This window comes from Streptomyces sp. NPDC020780 (assembly GCF_044334475.1).
GTDB lineage: Bacteria > Actinomycetota > Actinomycetes > Streptomycetales > Streptomycetaceae > Streptomyces.
The window spans coordinates 52,325-72,181 of sequence record NZ_JBIRTB010000011.1 but is presented as its reverse complement, the minus strand read 5'-3'; the positions used below and the strand labels follow the sequence as shown (position 1 = coordinate 72,181).

The window sequence follows — 19,857 nt, the reverse complement described above, 5'->3', positions numbered from 1 at the left end:
TACGTCCCCGCAGGCAGCCCTCCTCATGCGCGTCCCTGGGGCGACGCTGGGCGCGTATCGGACCCGCGGCTCCGTCAATCGGGCCGCAGGCCTCTGCCGGGCCCGGAGGCCGCCGCGGGGACCGGGGCACCCGGCCCGATCGGCAAGGTGCTCAGCTTCAGATCGTCGAAGACGGCCGTGATGTGATGACCGACCCCGTCCTGACCCGACCCGCCCCAGTGCAGCCCCACCACCTGACGCCTGTCACCGGGGGCCTCAGCTCCGTGCGCGAGCAGGTAGAGCGCTCCCGAGTCACCGCCGAGCGAGAAATCCCCGCCCTCCGCGTCGATCCACAGATCGGAGTGCGATCCCCGGTAGTCCGAGTCGAAGTCGATCAGGTCGACGGTGCCGAAGGTGAGACCTGTCGCCCGACCCGTTTTCTGCACGCGCGCGTCCAAGGCCGCCTCGGCGATCTCGAAGACCGCGGGCCCTCCCTGGACGATGGACGCGCTGACCGTCGACGCATCGGCAGGCGCGGCTATCGCCGCGTCGAGTGACCCCGCTCGCAGGACGGAAGCGATTCGGTCGGCCGGGGCGGTTCCGCCGTCCTCCCGTGCGGGCTGAACGACGCTCACACCGGCTCGTGAGCCGAATACATGGGCATTGGACAGTGCGACCACCTGCTCGGTGACGGTGTCCCACACCCACCCTCCCAGCGTGCCCGATCCCGCGTGTGTGCCCACGGTGCCGACGCCGACACCTCCCGGAACCGGGCGGACCCTGCCTGCTTCCGGTGTGGGTTTCGCATGCTGTTGCACGTCTACGCGTACAGCGACGTCTCGCCCGTCCCGCTCGGTGAAGTGCAGTTCTCGGGGCAACAGCCGGTCGGGAGGAATCTCGCGCTCAGGCAGCTTCCGGCGCAGATGCACGACCACGGCGTACTCGTCCGTCTTGTCGCCGGCCCGCCGACGCCGCCCCACCCCCACCCCGTCCACATCGGGATGGGCCAGCAACTGCGGCCCGAAACGCTCTTTCGCCTCTCGGGCGATGCGCAGATCGTCGTTCTTCATGGCGTCCGCCTCGGGTCTCGGGGGTGCCTGCCGATCGACATGGGCAGGCCGGCCCCTCGCGCCCACTCACTGGGGGCGCTCACCCGCGTCTCCCGCACCGGCGTCTCCGCCACCGACGGGGGTCACGGGAGGACGACCACTGATCGAGTCGCACCCGCACTCGGGTGTCACCACCGCGTCCGAGTGATCGGCCTCTTCCGGAAGAAGACCTTCCTTCGCGGCGACCAGCTCACTGATCACGCGAACCGGACGGATATCCATGGCGACCGTGTCGATACCGGCTTCCCCCAGGGCGCCTCTTACCTCGTCCCACAGGTTGTGCCTCTCGATGAAACGGATGTGACTGCGGAACGTGTCGACGGGCACGTCAGCAAGCCGCTCACCGTCAACTGTCCTGTCGTAAGTGTGTGTTCCCACGACACCACTCCTCACTCACCCCCTCGTTCCCACCTCTGTCAGGATCTCACGCACCTTCTCACCACGCACACCCTCGGCGTGATCCCTCCGGCCCGTGCGTTCGCACGCCGTTCCCGGATGTGTGTCAATGACAGATAGGCCGATCGTCAGGAGGAGGTTCGACCCGTGAAGCTCACCTATGACGACGTCGTACGGATGCTGCGCGACAGGCCCGAGCGGACGAGGACCTACGAAGTCGAACCCGGCGTCATCGAGCGGCTTCCCTCGGACACACCGGCGTGTCTGCGTCTGATGAACGAGGACGAGATTCAGGAGCTGGCGGACTACCTCGAAATCCGGCCCTCTGCTCTGCGCGGCCCTTTCCACGTAGTCGATCACACGTGTTCCTCCTGTGATCGCACCACCACGTTCCTGGACTTCGTCAAGACGGCGGTCGGTGCGCAGCAGCATGGCCGTGACGAGTTGCGGTCCGTCCTCACCGACGCCGAGGCCGCATGGGTCACGGTCCGCGGCCGGGACGGCGGCCGACCGGTCATGTGCGCCGACTGCGGCAACCCTCTACTGGGCGCTCTCAAGTGCGGAGGCGGCGAATACTCCGAATACTCGTCGAGTTCCTACGCCTACGCCTGAGGCGTGCAGGGACCGTCAGCGGCCGCGACGGCGTACCCTGCGCGTACGCCCCACTCCCCTTCGGGGACCGCGGTCCGCGCTCGCGGACCGCTACCGCCCCGTACCCAGGAGCGGGTGCGGCAACGCGGCTCCAGGACCGGGCGGGCTGAACCAGCAGACCGCCGGGTGTACGGCGCGTAACCGGCGCCACGCTCCCGAGAATCGGCGGATCGACCAGCCCTGTGAATCACGCCCTCACGGCCTGGCCGATCGATTACCGTATCCATGCGGACATACGGACGATCCGCCTGATCAGGCCGCCGGACAGATTAGCCGGCCCGGCCGACGACAAGGACCAAGGGCCAAGGAATCACGTGCACACCACTCCGCTCAGCCCCGAGGACCCCGCGGAACTCGGTGGCTTCGAGCTGCTCGGGCGGATCGGTCACGGAGGCATGGGGCAGGTCTTCCTCGGTGAGTCCCAGGGCGGCGAGCCCGCTGCCGTGAAGGTGATCAAGCCGACGGTGGTGGACTCCGAGTCGCGGCAGCATTTCGCGCAGGAGATCGAGATCCCCAAGACCGTGTGGGGCCCGCGCATCGCCGCCTTCGTCGGCGCGGACGCCGAGGCGGAGCAGCCCTGGCTGGCGACCGAGTACGTGGACGGTCCGGACCTCGGCAAGCACGTCACGACGCACGGCCCCCTGCCGTCACTCCTCGTCGCCTCGCTCGGTGCGACGCTCGCCGAGGCGCTGGCCTCGGTGCACACGCAGGGGCTCCTGCACCGCGATCTCAAGCCGGCGAACATCCTGCTCGGCCCCAACGGGCTCAAGGTGATCGACTTCGGGCTCGCCGTCTTCGCCGAGTCGAACGTGTCCCTCACCGCGCCCAACCACGTGGTCGGTAGCCCTGCCTGCATGGCCCCGGAGCAGGCTGCCGGCGTCAAGCCGCTCACCGGCGCTGTCGACGTGTACGCACTCGGTGCGCTTCTCCTGTATGCGGCGACCGAGCACTACCCGTACCAGGGGGCGACCCCGTTCATGGTCTTCCACCTGACGACCGACCCGAACACTCTCCCCGACCTCACCGGCCTCCCCGCCGAGCTCACCCCGTTGCTCACGTCGATGCTCGCCCAGGATCCGACGGAGCGCCCCGCACGCTCCGAAGCCGTCAGCCGTTGCCGGGCGGTCATCGAGGCACAGGGCATGAAGGTCGCACTAGGGACGCCGCAAGTTGACCAGTACAAGCACCACATACCTCGACCATCTGGCCTCCCCCACCACCCCACCCCCCGTCGGCTACACCGCCTCCCCCTACGAGGCCGACCGCGAAACAGAAATGCGTGCCGCCCACGCCCACTTCCAGGCCCGCCGGCACGCCGAGATCGCCGCAGGCCGCTGGTCTCCACCTGAGTCGGCTGCCGAGCGTGACTGATGGCGCGAAACCTGTTGCCGAAGCTCCCCCGCCCCGCGAACCTGATCACATCTACCGAATGCGAGGCACGATGACCACAGGGACCACGGGTCTGGAGACGCAGCCCAGCGCGACCACGTACGAATTGGGCGACCTCGTTGCGCAAGCTTGGAACGGGAAGGTACATGTCCCGCATTTCCAGCGCGAGTTCCGTTGGGGCACCACCGATGTCCTGCGCCTCTTCGACAGCATCGTCAAGGGTTACCCCATCGGCAACCTGCTCCTCTGGGTGCGCCGAACCCCCGAGCGTTCCATCACGCTGGGTTCCCTCAAAATCACCGCCCCGGCCTCCGAGGAGGCGTTCTGGGTGGTTGACGGGCAGCAGCGCATCACCAGCCTCGCCAACGCGCTGCACCCCGAGGGGCACCTGCACGAGCCCTTCTCGGTCTACTACGACCTGGCGGAGCAGAAGTTCATCGCCCAGCCCAAATATCGCGAGCCACAGCACATCGCGCTGCCGGTCCTCTTTGACCTCAAGAAGCTGCTCGGCTGGTTCCGTACGGAGGGCGAGGCCGTCGCGGACCTTTTCGACGAGGCGGAGCGGGTGGCCACGGCCCTGCGCCAGTACAAAGTTCCGGCCTATCTCGTGCGGCAGGACGACCTCGATGTCCTCACCGACATCTTCGACCGCATGAACAACTACGGGAAACGACTCAACCGCGCGGAGATTTTCTCGGCGCTGTACGCGGGACCGGAGGAGGGTGCCCAGGAGCGGCTCAGTCTTTCCCGGATCGCGGACCGGATCGCCGCGCGGACCGGCTTCGGGACCGTCGACACCGACACGGTGCTCGCTTCGATCCTCGCCCGGCGAGGACCGAATCCGACTCGCGACATCCGTAACGAGTTCACATCCGCCGGCCGCCGCGTCACACCGGAGTTCGCAGGTGAGGACCAGAACACCGCGTATGCGGAGGGAGAGGAGGCGCTGGTCCGGGCCATCGAGTTCCTCCGCTCACAGGCCGGGGTTCCCCATGTGTCGCTCCTGGTCTACCGCGCGCTCCTCGTCGTCATGACCCGGTTCTTCGCGCACTTCCCCGATCCCGAGCCGAATACGCTGCGCCTCTTGCGCCGCCTGTACTGGCGTGTGGCCGTCTCCGGACCCGCCGTCTTCAAGGGAAGCTTCACCCAGGTCTCCCGGGTACTGTCCGCGCGCATCCGCAAGGGGGATGAGCACGGCTCGATCATGGGCCTCATGGACACTATGACGGAGGCCCACCCGTCACTTCCCACCATCGAGCGGTTCCGGACCAACGAGGCCGCAGCGAAGATCATCCTGAGTGCTTGGTGGTCGCTCCGCCCACGATCCCTCGTCACCGGAATCCCTCTGGACGCACAAGACCTGTCCACCTTGCTCGCTGACCAGAAGACGGCCGCGACAGCCGCGCATGTCATCTTTCCACGTGGGCTGACCGCTCAGCAGGTCCTGTACGCAGGGAACCGCCTGTTCCTGCCCACTACCGAGGACCCCGTCTCCGAAATCCCCACTCTTCTTGCCCGTCGCCCGGACAACCTCGACGACGAGACGTGGAACAACGTGCTGGCCTCCCATGCCATGGACCGGACGACGAGCCAGGCTCTGGCGGACGGCGATCGCGAGGGTTTCCTTCACTTGCGTCAGGAGATCATCCGGTGTCAGCTCTCCGGCTTCCTGTCGCGCATGGCCGAATGGGACTACGAGGACACACCGTCCTTGGATTCCCTGGACTTCGACACCCTCGGTGAACTCGACGAACCCGAGGAAGACGGAAAGTCCGACCAACTCTTCTGACGAGCCCCAGCACGACCCGAACAGGAGCCCATCCAGGGTGAGCACACTTCCCGAGAAGTACTACGCGGTCCTTCTGCACGGTCGCCGCATCGGGACCCTCTGCCAGAAAGGCGACCACACCCGTTTCGTCCTCAGTGAGTCCTACCTGGAGGATCCTCGCCGTCCGGTTCTCGGCCTGCGGTTCGAGGAGAATCTGCGCGCCCCGTATTCCTCTGCGCTGCGACTACCCAAGTGGTTTTCCAACCTGCTGCCGGAGGGGCCGCTCCGGGAATGGATCGCCGACGACCGCGGTGTGTCGCTGGACCGTGAAATGGAGCTGCTCGCCCAGGTGGGCAACGATCTTCCGGGAGCCGTGCAGGTTCTGCCCGCCGATGGCCCCGACGACGGATGGGAGTGGCCGGACGGCGGAGAGTCCGGGTCTCGTCCCGGCGGCGCCTACGGTTTCCCGGCCGATTCGCCATGGAGGTTCTCGCTGGCCGGGGTCGCCCTGAAGTTCTCCATGCTGGCGTACGGTGACCGGTTGACCGTTCCGGCTGCCGGTGAGCACGGGGACTGGTTGGTCAAGTTTCCCGACTACCGCCATCAGGACGTTCCTCGCAACGAATTCACGATCATGTCTCTCGCAAAGGCAGTGGGGCTCGACGTCCCTCCTGTACGCCTCATGCACCGCGACGAACTGGTGGGGCTACCCGACCGGATGTGGCCGAACGCCGAGCAGTGGGCGTACGCCGTCAAGCGGTTCGACCGGACCGATGACGAACACCGCTCGCCCATTCACATCGAGGATTTCGCTCAGGTGCGGGACAAGTACCCGCAGGACAAGTACCAGTCGACGTTCGAGACCGTTGCCGCCGTCGCGTACCGCGGCCATGATCTCGGCTCCTTGCGTGAGGCGGCTCGCCGCATAGCGTTCTCCGTCGTGATCGGCAATGGAGACGCTCACCTCAAGAACTGGTCGTTGATTTACCGCGACCACCGCAATCCCGCGTTGTCCCCCGTGTACGACCTGGTGTCCACGGTCCCGTACGCACCCAGTGACGAACCAGAGGACCTGGGGCTGAAGTTCGGCGGCAGCAAGTCCTTCGAACGGGTACGTCTTGCCACCTTCGACCGGCTCGAATCCGCTCTGGACCAGCGTTTCGGAACCTCGGGTGCACACCTACTGACCACGGCGATCGAGACGGTCAGGCGCGTGCGCGACACATGGCCGGGCCACGAGGAGTCCCTCGCGGCCAGTCCCGAGATCCGCCGGGCGATCGGGGTATGGATCGACGAGTCCGCACGCCGACTGCTCAAGGAAGGGTGATCCGGCTCCTCAACTCCCTGTCGTCCACCCCGATAGGTCCGCCACCATGCCGGGCAGTCCAGCCCGAATCGGCCGCGCCGCCCGGCCCGCCGCCGAGCTCGTGCGTGGTGTACCCGCCCGTGATCAGCGGCTTCGCAGCAGCGGCGGGTGGCGGGGCTTCGTGCAGGATGAATCCGTGGGAACCGCCGTCCGCGACCTGCTTGCCGCGTGCGACCGACGCGCCGGCCATCGCGACCGGGACGAGGTGGCCGTCCCCCACGGAACGTGATCTTCTCGGACGGCTCGTGCGGACCCCGCACGGGCGATAGCCCTTTTCGCCCTGGTGACCGAGCTGTTGGCCGCCGCCGTCACGGATGCCCTCGTCGCGCTGGTGCGGATGCGGTGCCGGCGGTTCGTCATCCCGGCCGTACTGGTCCCTGCGCGATCGCGCGGATGGTGTTCCCGCCGGTTCCGTGACGGCCTTGGCGGAAGCCGGGCGGGCGAACGGGCAGCCGGCGGGCACGTGCGGGGGACATCCACACTGGAGGGGGTGACTCCGGCGTAACCGCAGCTCCACAGGGTCCACGCTGATACAGAATCCGTTGTACCGACTCGAAAGACACGCAGAAGAGCCCGCTGACCGTATCCCTGGGCGCCTGGTCGGCGTTCACCGCGCTCGCGGCCGGCTCCGTGGTGTGACACGGAGCAGCGGGGCAGCCCCCACGCGCTGCCCCCCTGACGCGTCGTAGCTACTCCTCCTCCGGGGGCGCCTGGCTTGGCAGGCTTGCGACCCCGTGTTCCCACGATGCGCCCGACAGGTGACGCCTTGCTGTCGCGCCGCCGCCTGATCGTCGCCGGGTCAGCGGCGGGCTGATCCCCGAGGGACGAGGTGAACCGAAGGCGTACCACTGGTCCGCTACCGGCGCGAAGTCCAGCAGGCACGCTCACTGCTGTTCGTCGCCACCACACGGGCCCGCGACAGCCTGGACGTCTTCTGGCACGGCACTCCGAATCCCTTCCTCGCGCCGCCGGTGACCGCCCGCCGGTGACAGGGTCGCGCGAACCACCCGAGCGACGCCACAAGGCCGCCTGCGTGCAACGGCTGCCCGAGGGCCGACCCGCCCGCTCAGCCCTCCGGCAGCCGCCGCAGGGCCGCTGCCGCCGCCCCACCCAGGCGCGGGTGCGGCAGGGCGGCCTCCAGGACCGGGCGGGCCGCTGCGTCGCCCAGGCTGCCCAGCCCCTCGACGCAGGCGAGGGCGACGCGCCAGTGGGGATCCTGCGGTGCCAGCAGTCCGCGCAGGGTGCTGACGAGAGCGGGTACGGACTCCGGTGCGCGCAGGGCGGTGAGCAGCCGCACCGGGTGCAGGGCGTAGGCCGTCCGCAGAGGGTTGGTGGCAAGTGCCGCCGCGGCCCGGGGTGTTCGGGGGTCGCCCAGGGCCAGGAGCGCGTGGGCGGCCGTGACGCACCGCTCCGGGTCGCGGTGGTTGAGCAGGAGGACCAGCGCCTCGAAGGCGCGGCGGTCGCCCCGGCAGCCGAGCCGGAACGCCGCGAGCTCGCGGGCCCAGAGGGGGCGCTCGGCCTCGACGAGGACCCGGGCGAGTTCCTCGGCGTCCTCGGTGGCCACCAGCCGGTGAAAGGCCGGCGACTCCCCCGCCTCGCTCCGGAGCCGGTCGGTCAGCGAGCGGAACCCCTCTTCCATGACGGTGAGTTTACCCGTGCACACGGAAAGTGGCGCAGGGGTGGAGCGGGAAAGTGTGGGCCAGCGCACAGACGACCAGGGCTGGCGCGCTCGTTACCCGCCGGTTAATCTCATGTGAGCGGGACAATCTCCCGCCGGCTCCGGTGGCCTGGTGACGCAGCCGCCCGGAGTGCTTGTCGGTTCGGCAGCTTTGTGAGACGTGACTCCGGGACAGAGTCCGTCGCCCTTCCCAGGTCCCGGTGCTCCCCCGAGCACCCGGGACCCGTGCACCACGACACGCAACTTCCGCACGCCGAGCGCCGGTTCCTCTCTGCGGCCCGCGCCCGGGTGCTCCTCACAGCCGTCACTCACCCTGGAGTCCCGTGATGGACACCCCGCTCAGCACCATTGCCGTCGTCGGCCTCGGCACCATGGGAACCGGCATCGCCGAGGTCCTGGCCCGTGCGGGCCGCGAGGTCATCGGCGTCGACGTCAGCGAAGCCGCCGCCCTGCAGGCCGTCGCCTCCCTGGAGGCCTCCACGGCCCGCGCCGTGCACCGCGGGCGGATCTCCGAGCAGGAGCGGCGTGACGTCCTCGCCCGGTTCCGCACGTTCACCGATCTGCGGGCCGCCGCGGAAGCGGAGCTGGTCATCGAGGTGGTGCCGGAGACGTACGAGATCAAGCAGCAGGTCTTCCGGGAGCTCGACGCGGTCGTCTCCCCCACCGCGATCCTCGCCACGGGCACCAACGCGCTCTCCGTGACCCGGCTGGCCGCCGAGTCGCAGCACCCGGAGCGTGTCCTCGGCCTGCACTTCTTCAACCCGGCGCCGGCGATGAAGCTGGTCGAGGTGGTCTCCTCGGTGCTGACCGCGCCGCCGGCCGTCGAGAGCGTGACCCGCCTGGCCCGCGAACTGGGCAAGGAGCCGGTGGCGGTCGGTGACCGGCCGGGTTTCGTCGCGGACGGGCTGCTGTTCGGCTACCTCAACCAGGCGGCGGCCATGTACGAGGCGAACTACGCCTCCCGTGAGGACATCGACGCCGCGATGAAGCTGGGCTGCGGACTGCCGATGGGCCCCCTCGCCCTGCTCGACCTGATCGGCATCGACACCGCCCGTACGGTGCTGGAGGCCATGTACACGGCCTCGCGCGACCGGCTCCACGCGCCCGCGCCCGTGCTGGGTCAGCTCAGCGAGGCGGGGCTGACCGGCCGGAAGGCGGGCCGCGGCTTCTACACGTACGACGCCCCCGGCGGCCAGGACGTGGTGCCGGACGCCCTGACGCCGTCCGGCGGTTCAGGCGAGGTCGCCGGGCGCGCGGTGTCCGCGGTGGGTGTCGCGGGCTCCGGGACGATGGCCTCGGGCATCGCGGAGGTCTTCGCGAAGGCCGGGTACTCCGTGGTCCTCGCCGCCCGCAGCCAGGAGAAGGCCGACACGGCCAAGGCACGGATCGCCACGTCCCTGGGCCGTTCCGTCTCCAAGGGGCGGCTGACGGAGGAGGCCCGGGACGAGACACTCGCCCGGATCACCCCGGCCGGCTCGCTGGACTCCTTCTCCGACGTCGATCTGGCGGTCGAGGCCGTCGCCGAGGACCTGGAGATCAAGCGCGAGCTCTTCGCAGCCCTGGACAAGGTCTGCAAGCCGGGTGCCGTGCTGGCCACCACGACGTCCTCGCTGCCGGTCGTGGCGGTCGCCCGGGTGACCTCACGCCCCCAGGACGTCATCGGCATGCACTTCTTCAACCCGGCGCCCGCGATGAAGCTGGTCGAGGTGGTCCGCACGGTGCTGACCGCCGACGACGTGCACGCCACCGTCCGCGAGGTCTGCGTGAAGGTGCGCAAGCACCCGGTGGACTGCGGCGACCGGGCAGGCTTCATCGTGAACGCGCTGCTGTTCCCGTACCTCAACAACGCCATCAAGATGGTCGAGGCGCACTACGCCACGCTCGACGACATCGACGCGGCGATGAAGCTGGGCGGCGGCTACCCGATGGGCCCGTTCGAGCTCCTGGACGTCGTCGGGCTCGACGTCTCGCTCGCCATCGAGAAGGTCCTCCACAGCGAGTTCCGCGATCCGGGTCTGGCCCCGGCGCCGCTGCTCGAGCACCTGGTGGCCGCCGGCTGCCTCGGCCGCAAGACGGGGCGCGGCTTCCGCGAATATGCCCGGCGCTGAGTCGCCGGCCTCCCGGCCCTCGGGAACGGGGGCCGGGTGGGGCGGGCTGCTGGGGTCCACCGGCGGCCCGCCCCCACAGGCGCACCCCCCGGCCCGGATGAGCTACGTTCACACCATGTCCCAACCCGCCAGGTCCCCCCGTTCCTCCGCCGCGCCCGACGCCCCGGAGAGTGCCGCAGGCACCCGCGCCGCCGCCCAACGGCTCAAGATGCGCCGTGAACTCGCCGCGGCGGCGATGGAACTCTTCGCGACGAAGGGGTACGAGGCGACGACGGTCGACGAGATCGCGGGCGCCGCCGGGGTGGCCCGGCGTACGTTCTTCCGCCACTTCCGTTCCAAGGAAGAGGCCATCTTCCCGGACCACGACGACACCCTCGTCAGGGCCGAGGCCGTCCTGAACGCGGCCCCCGCGCACGAGCACCCGCTCGACACCGTGTGCCGCGGCATCAAGGAGGTCATGAAGATGTACGCGGCCAAGCCCGCGGTCTCCGTGGCCCGCTACAAACTGACCCGTGAGGTCCCCACGCTGCGGGAGGCGGAGATCGCCTCGGTGGCCCGCTACGAGCGGCTGTTCACCCGCTACCTGCTGGGCCATTTCGACGAGCGCGACCACCATGTGGGCAATGACGACCCGCTGCTGGCCGAGGTGGCCGCCTCCGCCGTCGTCACCGCGCACAACCATGTGCTCCGGCGCTGGCTGCGGGCCGACGGCCAGGGTGACGTGGAGGCGCAGCTGGACCACGCCTTCGCCATCGTCCGGGACACGTTCGGATCGGGCATCGGCGCCGGGCGCACGGTGGGCGCAGAGCCCGCGAAGGCCCCGGCGGCCACGGTGGCGTCCCAGGGCGAGGTGCTGGTCGCGGTGGCGCGCACGGACGCGCCGCTCGACGAGGTGATGCGCACGATCCAGCGGGCGCTCGAGGAGCGCTGAGCGCTCCGGCATCCTGGGGCCGTTCCACGATCCCGGGCGGGTGCGCGACGACGGCTGCGGCACCTCGCCGCGTTGCCGGAGCGTACGGATACCTCCCGCAGGCGGACACTCGCGATGCGCCGCGTCCGACTCCCTGCGCCGATCCGCCAGGGACGGCCGGGACAGCTCTCAGGCGTCCGCCGGCGGCCGTTCCATCCGGGCGGCCTCCGCGTCGTGCCAGGGCAGCACGCCCTCGTCGCTCCACGCCGTCAGGGAGGGCAGGTCGACGCAGAGGATGCCGCACTGTCCGGCGTATTCGAGGGCGGGTTCGGTGAACGCGCTGGTGGTGACGATGACGGCGATCTCGGCCTCGTGCACGGCGTAGCAGGTGCCGCCGAAGCGCTGGAGTTCCTGGGAGCCGACCTTGTTGTCGGGGGCGTACCGCTTGCACTGGATCACCAGGCGGCGCCCGTCGGGGGTGGTGGCGACGACGTCGGCCCCGAGGTCGCCGGCGCCGCCGACCACCTCCGCCTCCGCGCAGCCGTCCCGGCGGCAGAGCCCGGCGACGGCCTCCTCGAAGACGTACGGGTCCATGCCCAGGTAGTCGACCGGCTCGGGGCGCGCCTGCGGCTCCGGGGTGGCGAGCACCGCGCCGGCCTCCGCGACTCCCGCGTCCACCAGCTCGTACGTGGCCTCGACGACCGCCGCCGCCCCCTGGACCGCCGCCCGGCGGTTGCGCCGTCGGCGCAGGTACGCCGCCGCCACGGCGGTCAGGGCCACCGCGGCCGTCATGCCGGCGGCCGGGTGGTGCACGGCGCTCTGCCAGACCGTGCGCAGGACCAGTCCGGCGCCGCAGAGCAGCAGGGCCGCGAGAACGAAGCCGAGCGCGGTACGGCGCAGGCTGAACGCGGGCCCGTCGGCCCTCGGGACGCCTCTGCGGACCGGTATCGCCATGGGTAGCCCCCTGTTTTCGCTTCCTGTGCGCCTCGGTGTGCGCTCCGGTACGGCCAAGTTCAAGATCACTTCCGTCTGCCCCGGGTGCCGCTGTTGACGCAGGCGGCCGTCAAACCTGTTCGACCGCTCCCGGAGGCCGTGCTCGGGTGGGGCCCATGAACCCTTCCGAACTGCTTGACCTGTTCGACCGTGAGATGCGAAAGCACGCCCGGCCCGACGGCCCCGGGGTGCGGGTGGAACGCGACGGCCCCGTCGTTCGCCAGGTGGGCGCCACCGACGACTGGAACGGGGTCGTCTGGTCGGCGCCGGAGATGGACGGCGCGGCCGCCGACGCGGCGATTGCCGCGCAGGTCGCCTACTACGCGGGCCTGGGCCACGAAGAGTTCGAGTGGAAGTGCTACGCCCACGACCGGCCGCACGACCTGGGGCAGCGGCTGCGCGCGGCCGGTTTCGTGCCGGAGGGCGCGGAGACCCTGCTGGTCGCCCCCGTCACGGAACTGCCCACCGCGGTGACGCTGCCCCCGGACGTCGGGCTCCACCCGGTGACCGACGCGGCCGGGGTGGAGCTGATGGTCCGCGCGCACGAGGCGGCCTTCGGCGGCGACGGGGCACGGCTGCGCCATCGTGCCCTGGCGCGGCTCGCCGAGGGCCCGGACACCTTCGTCGCGGTCGTCGCCATGGCGGGCGACGAGCCGGTGAGCGCGGCCCGGATGGAGCTGGTGCCGGGCACCGGGTTCGCCGGGCTCTGGGGCGGCGGTACGGCCCCGCGGTGGCGGGGCAGGGGCGTCTACCGGGCCCTGATCGCCCATCGGGCCCGTATCGCCGCGGAGCGCGGCTACCGGTATCTCCAGGTCGACGCGACCGATCAGTCCGCCCCGATCCTGCGCCGGCTCGGCTTCACCGCCCTGAGCACGACGACGCCGTACGTGTACCGCACCACGCCGTAGGCGCCGCAACAGAGGGACCAAACCGGCATACCACGCATGATGTTGCTCATGCGTGCCGCCGAGATGACAACTGAGGGAAATTGTTGGCACTGGGTGCCTTGCCACCTGTCACGCAGTGCCATACGTTGAAGATGTCCGGGCGGCCGGCGTGCAGAGACCTCTCGCACGTCGGCTGTCCCCGCAAACCTTGTGTCTGCGCGCCCGGACGCCTGCGTCACAGGCAACCCCTTCCGCTCCACCGAGCAAGCCGAAGCACCACCCGCCGAACCGACGGCACACCTCCACACCGCACCGCTCCCCCTGTCCACAGGGGCTCTCCGGCGTTCCCTCGACGCCGGGGACCCGATCTGCCGGAGGCATCACCGTGAAGGAAATCCTGGACGCGATCCAATCGCAGGACAGCACGGCCGCGGACTTCGCCGCCCTGTCCCTCCCCGAGTCGTACCGCGCGGTGACCGTGCACAAGGACGAGGCGGAGATGTTCGCGGGTGTCGCCAGCCGCGACAAGGACCCCCGCAAGTCCCTCCACGTGGAGGACGTGCCGGTCCCCGAGCTCGGCCCGGGCGAAGCCCTGGTCGCGGTCATGGCCAGCTCGGTGAACTACAACTCCGTCTGGACCTCGATCTTCGAGCCGGTCTCCACATTCGGCTTCCTGGAGCGCTACGGCAGGCTCAGCGAGCTCACCAAGCGCCACGACCTCCCGTACCACGTCATCGGCTCCGACCTGGCGGGCGTCGTCCTGCGCACCGGCCCCGGCGTCAACGCCTGGAACCCGGGCGACGAGGTCGTCGCGCACTGCCTCTCGGTCGAGCTGGAGTCCTCCGACGGCCACAACGACACGATGCTCGACCCCGAGCAGCGCATCTGGGGCTTCGAGACCAACTTCGGCGGCCTCGCGGAGATCGCGCTCGTCAAGTCCAACCAGCTGATGCCGAAGCCGAAGCACCTCAGCTGGGAGGAGGCCGCGGCGCCCGGCCTGGTCAACTCCACCGCGTACCGCCAGCTCGTCTCGCGCAACGGCGCCGGTATGAAGCAGGGCGACAACGTCCTGATCTGGGGTGCGAGCGGTGGACTCGGCTCGTACGCCACGCAGTTCGCGCTGGCTGGCGGCGCCAACCCGATCTGTGTCGTCTCCAGCGACACGAAGGCCGAGATCTGCCGGAAGATGGGCGCGACGGCGATCATCGACCGCACCGCCGAGGACTACACGTTCTGGAAGGACGAGCACCACCAGGACCCGCGCGAGTGGAAGCGGTTCGGCAAGCGCATCCGTGAACTGACCGGCGGCGAGGACGTGGACATCGTCTTCGAGCACCCGGGCCGTGAGACGTTCGGTGCCAGTGTGTACGTGACCCGCAAGGGCGGCACGATCGTCACCTGCGCCTCGACCTCCGGCTACACCCACGAGTACGACAACCGCTACCTGTGGATGTCGCTCAAGCGGATCATCGGCTCCCACTTCGCCAACTACCGCGAGGCGTGGGAGGCCAACCGCCTGATCGCCAAGGGGAAGATCCACCCGACGCTCTCCAAGGTCTACTCCCTGGAGGACACCGGGCAGGCGGCCCACGACGTCCACCGCAACGTCCACCAGGGCAAGGTCGGCGTCCTCGCGCTGGCGCCCCGCGAGGGTCTCGGGGTGCGCGACACGGAGCTCCGGGAGCAGCACATCGACGCCATCAACCGTTTCCGCGACGTCTGAGGCCCGCGATGACCGAACGCCACAAGGACCGCCCGTGGCTCATGCGGACGTACGCGGGCCACTCGACCGCCGAGGCGTCCAACGAGCTCTACCGCCGCAACCTCGCCAAGGGCCAGACCGGTCTGTCGGTCGCCTTCGACCTGCCCACGCAGACCGGCTACGACCCCGACCACGTCCTGGCCCGCGGAGAGGTCGGCCGGGTCGGGGTGCCCGTCTCGCACCTCGGTGACATGCGCAGGCTGTTCCAGGACATCCCCCTGGAGCAGATGAACACCTCGATGACGATCAACGCCACCGCCATGTGGCTGCTGGCGCTCTACCAGGTGGTCGCCGAGGAGCAGGGAGCGGACCCCGGCAGACTCCAGGGCACGACGCAGAACGACATCGTGAAGGAGTACCTCTCGCGCGGGACGCACGTCTTCCCGCCGGTTCCTTCGCTGCGGCTGACGACCGACATGATCACGTACACGGTCAACCGCATCCCGAAGTGGAACCCGATCAACATCTGCAGCTACCACCTGCAGGAGGCCGGAGCCACACCGGTCCAGGAGATCGCCTACGCCATGTCGACGGCCGTGGCCGTCCTCGACGCGGTGCGCGACTCCGGGCAGGTGCCCGAGGAGCGGTTCGGCGATGTCGTCGCCCGCATCTCCTTCTTCGTGAACGCGGGAGTCCGCTTCGTCGAGGAGATGTGCAAGATGCGCGCGTTCGGCCGCATCTGGGACCGGATCACCCGCGAGCGGTACGGCATCGCCGACCCGAAGCAGCGCCGCTTCCGCTACGGCGTCCAGGTCAACTCCCTCGGGCTGACCGAGGCGCAGCCGGAGAACAACGTCCAGCGCATCGTCCTGGAGATGCTGGGCGTCACCCTCTCCAAGGACGCCCGCGCCCGCGCGGTGCAACTGCCCGCCTGGAACGAGGCGCTGGGGCTGCCCCGGCCCTGGGACCAGCAGTGGTCACTCCGTATCCAGCAGGTACTGGCCCACGAAAGCGATCTGCTGGAGTACGAGGACATCTTCGAGGGCTCGCACGTCATCGAGGCCAAGGTGGCCGAGCTGGTCACCGAGTCGCTGGCGGAGATGGACCGGATCCAGCAGATGGGCGGCGCGATGGCCGCCGTCGAGTCCGGCTACCTCAAGTCGGAACTCGTCGCCTCGCACGCGGCGCGCCGGGCCCGGATCGAAGCCGGCGAGGAGAAGATCGTCGGCGTCAACGTCTACGGGACGACCGAGCCCAGTCCGCTGACGGCCGACCTGGACGCGGCGATCATGACGGTGGACCCCGAGAACGAGGCCCGGGTCGTCGCCGCGCTGCACGAGTGGCGCGACAACCGCGACGAGGCACGCGCCACCGAGGCGCTCGCCGCCCTGAAGAAGGCCGCGGCGGGCACCGAGAACATGATGGAGGCGACCGTCGAGTGCGCGCGGGCCGGCGTCACCACGGGCGAGTGGGCCTGGGCCCTGCGGGACGTGTTCGGCGAGTTCCGGGCGCCGACCGGCGTCTCGTCCGCGCCGCTCGCGGTCACCGCGGAGCCCGGCACCCCGCTCGCCCTGGTCCGCGAGAAGGTGACCCGCACGGCCGAGGACCTGGGTGTCGGGCGGCTGCGCCTGCTGGTCGGCAAGCCGGGCCTGGACGGGCACTCCAACGGCGCCGAGCAGATCGCCGTACGCGCCAGGGACGCCGGCTTCGAGGTGGTCTACCAGGGGATCAGGCTGACGCCCACGGAGATCACCGACGCGGCACTGGCCGAGGACGTGCACTGCGTGGGCCTGTCGGTGCTCTCCGGCTCGCACGCCGAGCTCGTGCCGGACGTCCTGAACCGCCTGCGCGAGGCCGGGGCAGCGGACATCCCGGTGATCGCCGGCGGCATCATCCCCCCGGCTGACGCGGCCGCCCTCATCGCAGCCGGCGTCGCCGCCGTCTTCACCCCGAAGGACTTCGGAATCACCGGAATCATCGGCCGTATCGTCGACGAGATCCGCAAAGCGAACAAGCTCGACCCCCTGGAGGTCTCCGCATGACCAGCCCGTCGCCTGCCGCACCCGTCAACCGGCTGCGCCCGCGCCGCTCCTGCCTGGCGGTGCCCGGCTCCAACCCGAGGTTCCTGGAGAAAGCCCAGGGACTCCCGGCCGACCAGGTCTTCCTCGACCTGGAGGACGCCTGCGCGCCCCTGGCCAAGGAAGGCGCCCGGCACCACATCGTCGACGCGCTCAACAACGGTGACTGGACGGGCAAGACCCGCGTCGTGCGCGTGAACGACTGGACGACGCACTGGACGTACCGTGACGTCATCACGGTCGTCGAGGGCGCGGGCCCGAACCTCGACTGCATCATGCTGCCGAAGGTCCAGGACGCGCAGCAGGTCGTGGCGCTGGACCTGCTGCTGACCCAGATCGAGAAGACGATGGGCTTCGAGGCCGGCCGGATCGGCATCGAGGCGCAGATCGAGAACGCCAGGGGCCTGGTGAACATCGACGACATCGCCGCCGCCTCGCCCCGCCTGGAGACGCTGATCTTCGGCCCGGCCGACTTCATGGCCTCCATCAACATGAAGACGCTGGTCGTGGGCCAGCAGCCGCCCGGCTACCCGGCGGACGCGTACCACTACATCCTGATGCGCATCCTGATGGCCGCCCGCGCGCACGACCTGCAGGCCATTGACGGACCGTTCCTGCAGATCCGCGACGTGGACGCGTACCGCGAGGTCGCGGGCCGTGCCGCCGCGCTGGGCTTCGACGGCAAGTGGGTACTGCACCCCGGTCAGGTGGACGCCGCCAACGAGGTGTTCTCGCCCTCCCAGGACGACTACGACCACGCCGAGATGATCCTCGACGCGTACGACTGGTGCACCTCGGAAGAGGGCGGCAAGAAGGGCTCCGCGATGCTCGGCGACGAGATGATCGACGAGGCCAGCCGCAAGATGGCGCTCGTCATCGCGGGCAAGGGCCGCGCGGCCGGCATGCGGCGCACCTCCACGTTCGAAGCTCCGGAGGCCTGATCATGCAGTTCGGCCGCACCTATGAGGAGTTCGAGGTCGGTGCCGTCTACAAGCACTGGCCGGGAAAAACGGTCACGGAGTACGACGACCACCTCTTCTGCCTGCTGACCATGAATCACCATCCGCTGCACATGGACAGCAACTACGCCGAGCGGACGACCGATTTCGGGAAGAACGTCGTCGTCGGCAACTACGTCTATTCGCTGCTGCTCGGTATGTCCGTGCCGGACGTCTCCGGAAAGGCGATCGCCAACCTGGAGGTGGAGTCGCTGAAGCACGTGGCACCGACCTTCCACGGCGACACGATCTACGGCGAGACGACCGTGCTCGACAAGACGCCGTCGAGGTCCAAGAGCGACCGCGGCATCGTGTACGTCGAGACGAAGGGCTACAAACAGGACGGCACGCTCGTCTGCGTGTTCCGCCGCAAGGTGATGGTCCCCACCGAGACGTACATCCAGGAGCGCGGCGGGGAGCAGCCCGGCCGCCCGGAACCGAAGCAGCCGTCACCGAAGAATTCGGAGAAGCAGCCGTGAGCCGACTCGCCCGGACCGCCGGTCTGACCGATATCCAGCAGGAGATCCTCTCCACCGTCCGGGATTTCGTCGACAAGGAGATCATTCCCGTCGCGACCGGGCTGGAGCACCGCGACGAGTACCCGACACAGATCGTCGAAGGACTCAAGGAACTCGGTCTGTTCGGGCTGATGATTCCCGAGGAGTACGGCGGTCTGGGTGAGTCGCTCCTCACGTACGCGCTGTGCGTGGAGGAGATCGCCCGCGGCTGGATGAGCGTCTCGGGCATCATCAACACGCACTTCATCGTGGCCTACATGCTCAAGCAGCACGGCACGCAGGAGCAGAAGGACACGTTCCTTCCGCGGATGGCACTGGGCGAGGTCCGCGGGGCCTTCTCGATGTCGGAGCCGGGGCTCGGCTCCGACGTCTCCGCGATCACGTCCAAGGGCGTGAAGGACGGCGACGAGTACGTCCTGGACGGCCAGAAGATGTGGCTGACGAACGGGGGCACGTCCACGCTCGTCGCCGTTCTGTGCCGGAGTGACGAAGGACACCCGGAAGGTACGGCCCCGCACAAGTCGATGACGACCTTCCTGGTGGAGAAGGAGGTGGGATTCGGTGAGGTCCGGCCGGGTCTCACCATTCCGGGGAAGATCGACAAGATGGGCTACAAGGGCGTCGACACGACCGAGCTCATCATGGATGGACTGCGCATTCCGGCCAATCGCGTGCTCGGCGGCACCACGGGCCGGGGTTTTTACCAAATGATGGACGGCGTCGAGGTCGGACGCGTGAATGTCGCAGCGCGTGGCTGCGGGGTCGCGCAGCGTGCCTTCGAATTGGGTGTTTCGTACGCCCAGCAGCGCCACACCTTCGGAAAGGCGATCGCCCAGCACCAGGCGATCCAGTTCAAACTGGCCGAAATGGCCACCAAGGTCGAAGCGGCTCATGCGATGATGGTGAATGCGGCACGCAAGAAGGACTCCGGCGAACGGAACGACCTGGAGGCAGGGATGGCGAAGTACCTCGCCTCCGAGTACTGCAAGGAAGTCGTCGAGGACGCCTTCCGTATCCACGGCGGTTACGGCTTCTCCAAGGAGTACGAGATCGAGCGCCTCTACCGCGAGGCCCCGATGCTGCTGATCGGTGAAGGTACCGCCGAGATCCAGAAAATGATCATCGGTCGCCGGCTCCTCGAGGAGTACCGGCTCCCAGGCTGATTGTCCCTTTCGAGGAGGTTTGGTGGCGAAGAAGATCACACCGAGTCACCCTCGTCGGGAGCCCGTCAGCTGTCCGACTCGGCTGCTGGCTTGCCCAGTTGCCGCTCGCACCCGATAGCATCGCCGGAAAGCCGCCGTCCCCCCGTTGCCAGCGCGGCATCATC

17 protein-coding genes are annotated in these 19,857 nt (G+C 69.2%); 12 read left to right on the top strand and 5 right to left on the bottom strand.

The features are described 5' to 3' along the window. Positions 1–74: 74 nt before the first annotated feature. Entirely contained in the window at positions 75–1,049 is a 975-nt protein-coding gene (locus ACH4VO_RS22125) for a hypothetical protein (RefSeq protein ID WP_360992381.1), read from the bottom strand. A gap of 66 nt (positions 1,050–1,115) precedes the next feature. Then, positions 1,116–1,466: a hypothetical protein gene (locus tag ACH4VO_RS22120; RefSeq protein ID WP_360992383.1), complete on the bottom strand. Its 351-nt coding sequence runs from the start codon at positions 1,464–1,466 to the stop codon at positions 1,116–1,118. A gap of 165 nt (positions 1,467–1,631) precedes the next feature. Here ACH4VO_RS22120 and ACH4VO_RS22115 point away from each other — a divergent pair, with 165 nt between their 5' ends. From ACH4VO_RS22115 to ACH4VO_RS22100, 4 genes are all read left to right on the top strand, one after another. Next, on the top strand, positions 1,632–2,096 hold the full coding sequence (locus ACH4VO_RS22115; RefSeq protein WP_360992386.1) for a hypothetical protein: 465 nt from the start codon (positions 1,632–1,634) through the stop codon (positions 2,094–2,096). Between the two features lie 353 nt (positions 2,097–2,449). Further along, positions 2,450–3,484, top strand: coding sequence for a serine/threonine-protein kinase (locus ACH4VO_RS22110; RefSeq protein ID WP_360992389.1), 1,035 nt, complete (start codon positions 2,450–2,452; stop codon positions 3,482–3,484). Between the two features lie 92 nt (positions 3,485–3,576). Continuing rightward, positions 3,577–5,313: a DUF262 domain-containing protein gene (locus ACH4VO_RS22105; RefSeq protein WP_360992392.1), complete on the top strand. Its 1,737-nt coding sequence runs from the start codon at positions 3,577–3,579 to the stop codon at positions 5,311–5,313. Positions 5,314–5,350: 37 nt separating this feature from the next. Further along, on the top strand, positions 5,351–6,619 hold the full coding sequence (locus tag ACH4VO_RS22100; RefSeq protein WP_360992395.1) for a HipA domain-containing protein: 1,269 nt from the start codon (positions 5,351–5,353) through the stop codon (positions 6,617–6,619). Here ACH4VO_RS22100 and ACH4VO_RS22095 read toward each other — a convergent pair. Further along, positions 6,606–6,878, bottom strand: a complete 273-nt coding sequence (locus ACH4VO_RS22095; RefSeq protein ID WP_360992397.1) for a hypothetical protein — start codon at positions 6,876–6,878, stop codon at positions 6,606–6,608. The genes ACH4VO_RS22100 and ACH4VO_RS22095 overlap by 14 nt on opposite strands. Before the next feature lie 846 nt (positions 6,879–7,724). After that, positions 7,725–8,297: an adenylosuccinate lyase gene (locus tag ACH4VO_RS22090; protein WP_360992399.1), complete on the bottom strand. Its 573-nt coding sequence runs from the start codon at positions 8,295–8,297 to the stop codon at positions 7,725–7,727. A gap of 365 nt (positions 8,298–8,662) precedes the next feature. On the opposite strand from ACH4VO_RS22090, the gene ACH4VO_RS22085 reads away from it, so the two are divergent. Then, positions 8,663–10,444 carry a 3-hydroxybutyryl-CoA dehydrogenase gene (locus ACH4VO_RS22085; protein ID WP_360992402.1) on the top strand — a complete coding sequence of 594 codons (1,782 nt, stop codon included), beginning with the start codon at positions 8,663–8,665 and terminating at the stop codon, positions 10,442–10,444. Positions 10,445–10,559: 115 nt separating this feature from the next. After that, entirely contained in the window at positions 10,560–11,375 is an 816-nt protein-coding gene (locus tag ACH4VO_RS22080) for a TetR family transcriptional regulator (RefSeq protein ID WP_360992405.1), read from the top strand. A gap of 168 nt (positions 11,376–11,543) precedes the next feature. On the opposite strand, the gene ACH4VO_RS22075 is transcribed toward ACH4VO_RS22080, so the two are convergent. Beyond that, the gene (locus tag ACH4VO_RS22075) at positions 11,544–12,308 is read right to left on the bottom strand and encodes a restriction endonuclease (protein WP_360992408.1); all 765 of its coding nucleotides are present in this window, start codon (positions 12,306–12,308) and stop codon (positions 11,544–11,546) included. Between the two features lie 155 nt (positions 12,309–12,463). On the opposite strand from ACH4VO_RS22075, the gene ACH4VO_RS22070 reads away from it, so the two are divergent. From ACH4VO_RS22070 to ACH4VO_RS22045, 6 genes are all read left to right on the top strand, one after another. Further along, a complete protein-coding gene (locus tag ACH4VO_RS22070) occupies positions 12,464–13,255 on the top strand; it encodes a GNAT family N-acetyltransferase (protein ID WP_360992411.1) in 792 nt (263 codons plus the stop codon). Between the two features lie 364 nt (positions 13,256–13,619). Then, complete coding sequence (ccrA, locus tag ACH4VO_RS22065; protein ID WP_360992414.1) at positions 13,620–14,957, top strand: crotonyl-CoA carboxylase/reductase; 1,338 nt, start codon at positions 13,620–13,622, stop codon at positions 14,955–14,957. 8 nt (positions 14,958–14,965) lie between these two features. Next, positions 14,966–16,978 (top strand): protein meaA, encoded by a 2,013-nt coding sequence (locus ACH4VO_RS22060; protein ID WP_360992417.1) that lies wholly within the window; start codon positions 14,966–14,968, stop codon positions 16,976–16,978. Continuing rightward, entirely contained in the window at positions 16,975–17,955 is a 981-nt protein-coding gene (locus ACH4VO_RS22055) for a CoA ester lyase (protein WP_360992419.1), read from the top strand. Before ACH4VO_RS22060 ends, ACH4VO_RS22055 begins: the two co-directional genes overlap by 4 nt. Positions 17,956–17,957: 2 nt before the next feature. After that, the gene (locus ACH4VO_RS22050; RefSeq protein ID WP_360992422.1) at positions 17,958–18,491 is read left to right on the top strand and encodes a MaoC family dehydratase; all 534 of its coding nucleotides are present in this window, start codon (positions 17,958–17,960) and stop codon (positions 18,489–18,491) included. Continuing rightward, positions 18,488–19,693: an acyl-CoA dehydrogenase family protein gene (locus ACH4VO_RS22045; protein ID WP_360992425.1), complete on the top strand. Its 1,206-nt coding sequence runs from the start codon at positions 18,488–18,490 to the stop codon at positions 19,691–19,693. The genes ACH4VO_RS22050 and ACH4VO_RS22045 overlap by 4 nt, the downstream gene beginning before the upstream one ends. Positions 19,694–19,857 lie beyond the last annotated feature (164 nt).

Bases quoted from the DNA above. Each gene is read 5' to 3' on its own strand.
- ACH4VO_RS22085 (WP_360992402.1), top strand. From the start codon at position 8,663: ATGGACACCCCGCTCAGCACCATTGCCGTCGTCGGCCTCGGCACCATG.
- ACH4VO_RS22075 (WP_360992408.1), bottom strand. From the start codon at position 12,308: ATGGCGATACCGGTCCGCAGAGGCGTCCCGAGGGCCGACGGGCCCGCG.
- ACH4VO_RS22050 (WP_360992422.1), top strand. From the start codon at position 17,958: ATGCAGTTCGGCCGCACCTATGAGGAGTTCGAGGTCGGTGCCGTCTAC.
- ACH4VO_RS22090 (WP_360992399.1), bottom strand. From the start codon at position 8,297: ATGGAAGAGGGGTTCCGCTCGCTGACCGACCGGCTCCGGAGCGAGGCG.
- ACH4VO_RS22060 (WP_360992417.1), top strand. From the start codon at position 14,966: ATGACCGAACGCCACAAGGACCGCCCGTGGCTCATGCGGACGTACGCG.
- ACH4VO_RS22105 (WP_360992392.1), top strand. From the start codon at position 3,577: ATGACCACAGGGACCACGGGTCTGGAGACGCAGCCCAGCGCGACCACG.
- ACH4VO_RS22080 (WP_360992405.1), top strand. From the start codon at position 10,560: ATGTCCCAACCCGCCAGGTCCCCCCGTTCCTCCGCCGCGCCCGACGCC.
- ACH4VO_RS22125 (WP_360992381.1), bottom strand. From the start codon at position 1,049: ATGAAGAACGACGATCTGCGCATCGCCCGAGAGGCGAAAGAGCGTTTC.
- ACH4VO_RS22070 (WP_360992411.1), top strand. From the start codon at position 12,464: ATGAACCCTTCCGAACTGCTTGACCTGTTCGACCGTGAGATGCGAAAG.
- ACH4VO_RS22055 (WP_360992419.1), top strand. From the start codon at position 16,975: ATGACCAGCCCGTCGCCTGCCGCACCCGTCAACCGGCTGCGCCCGCGC.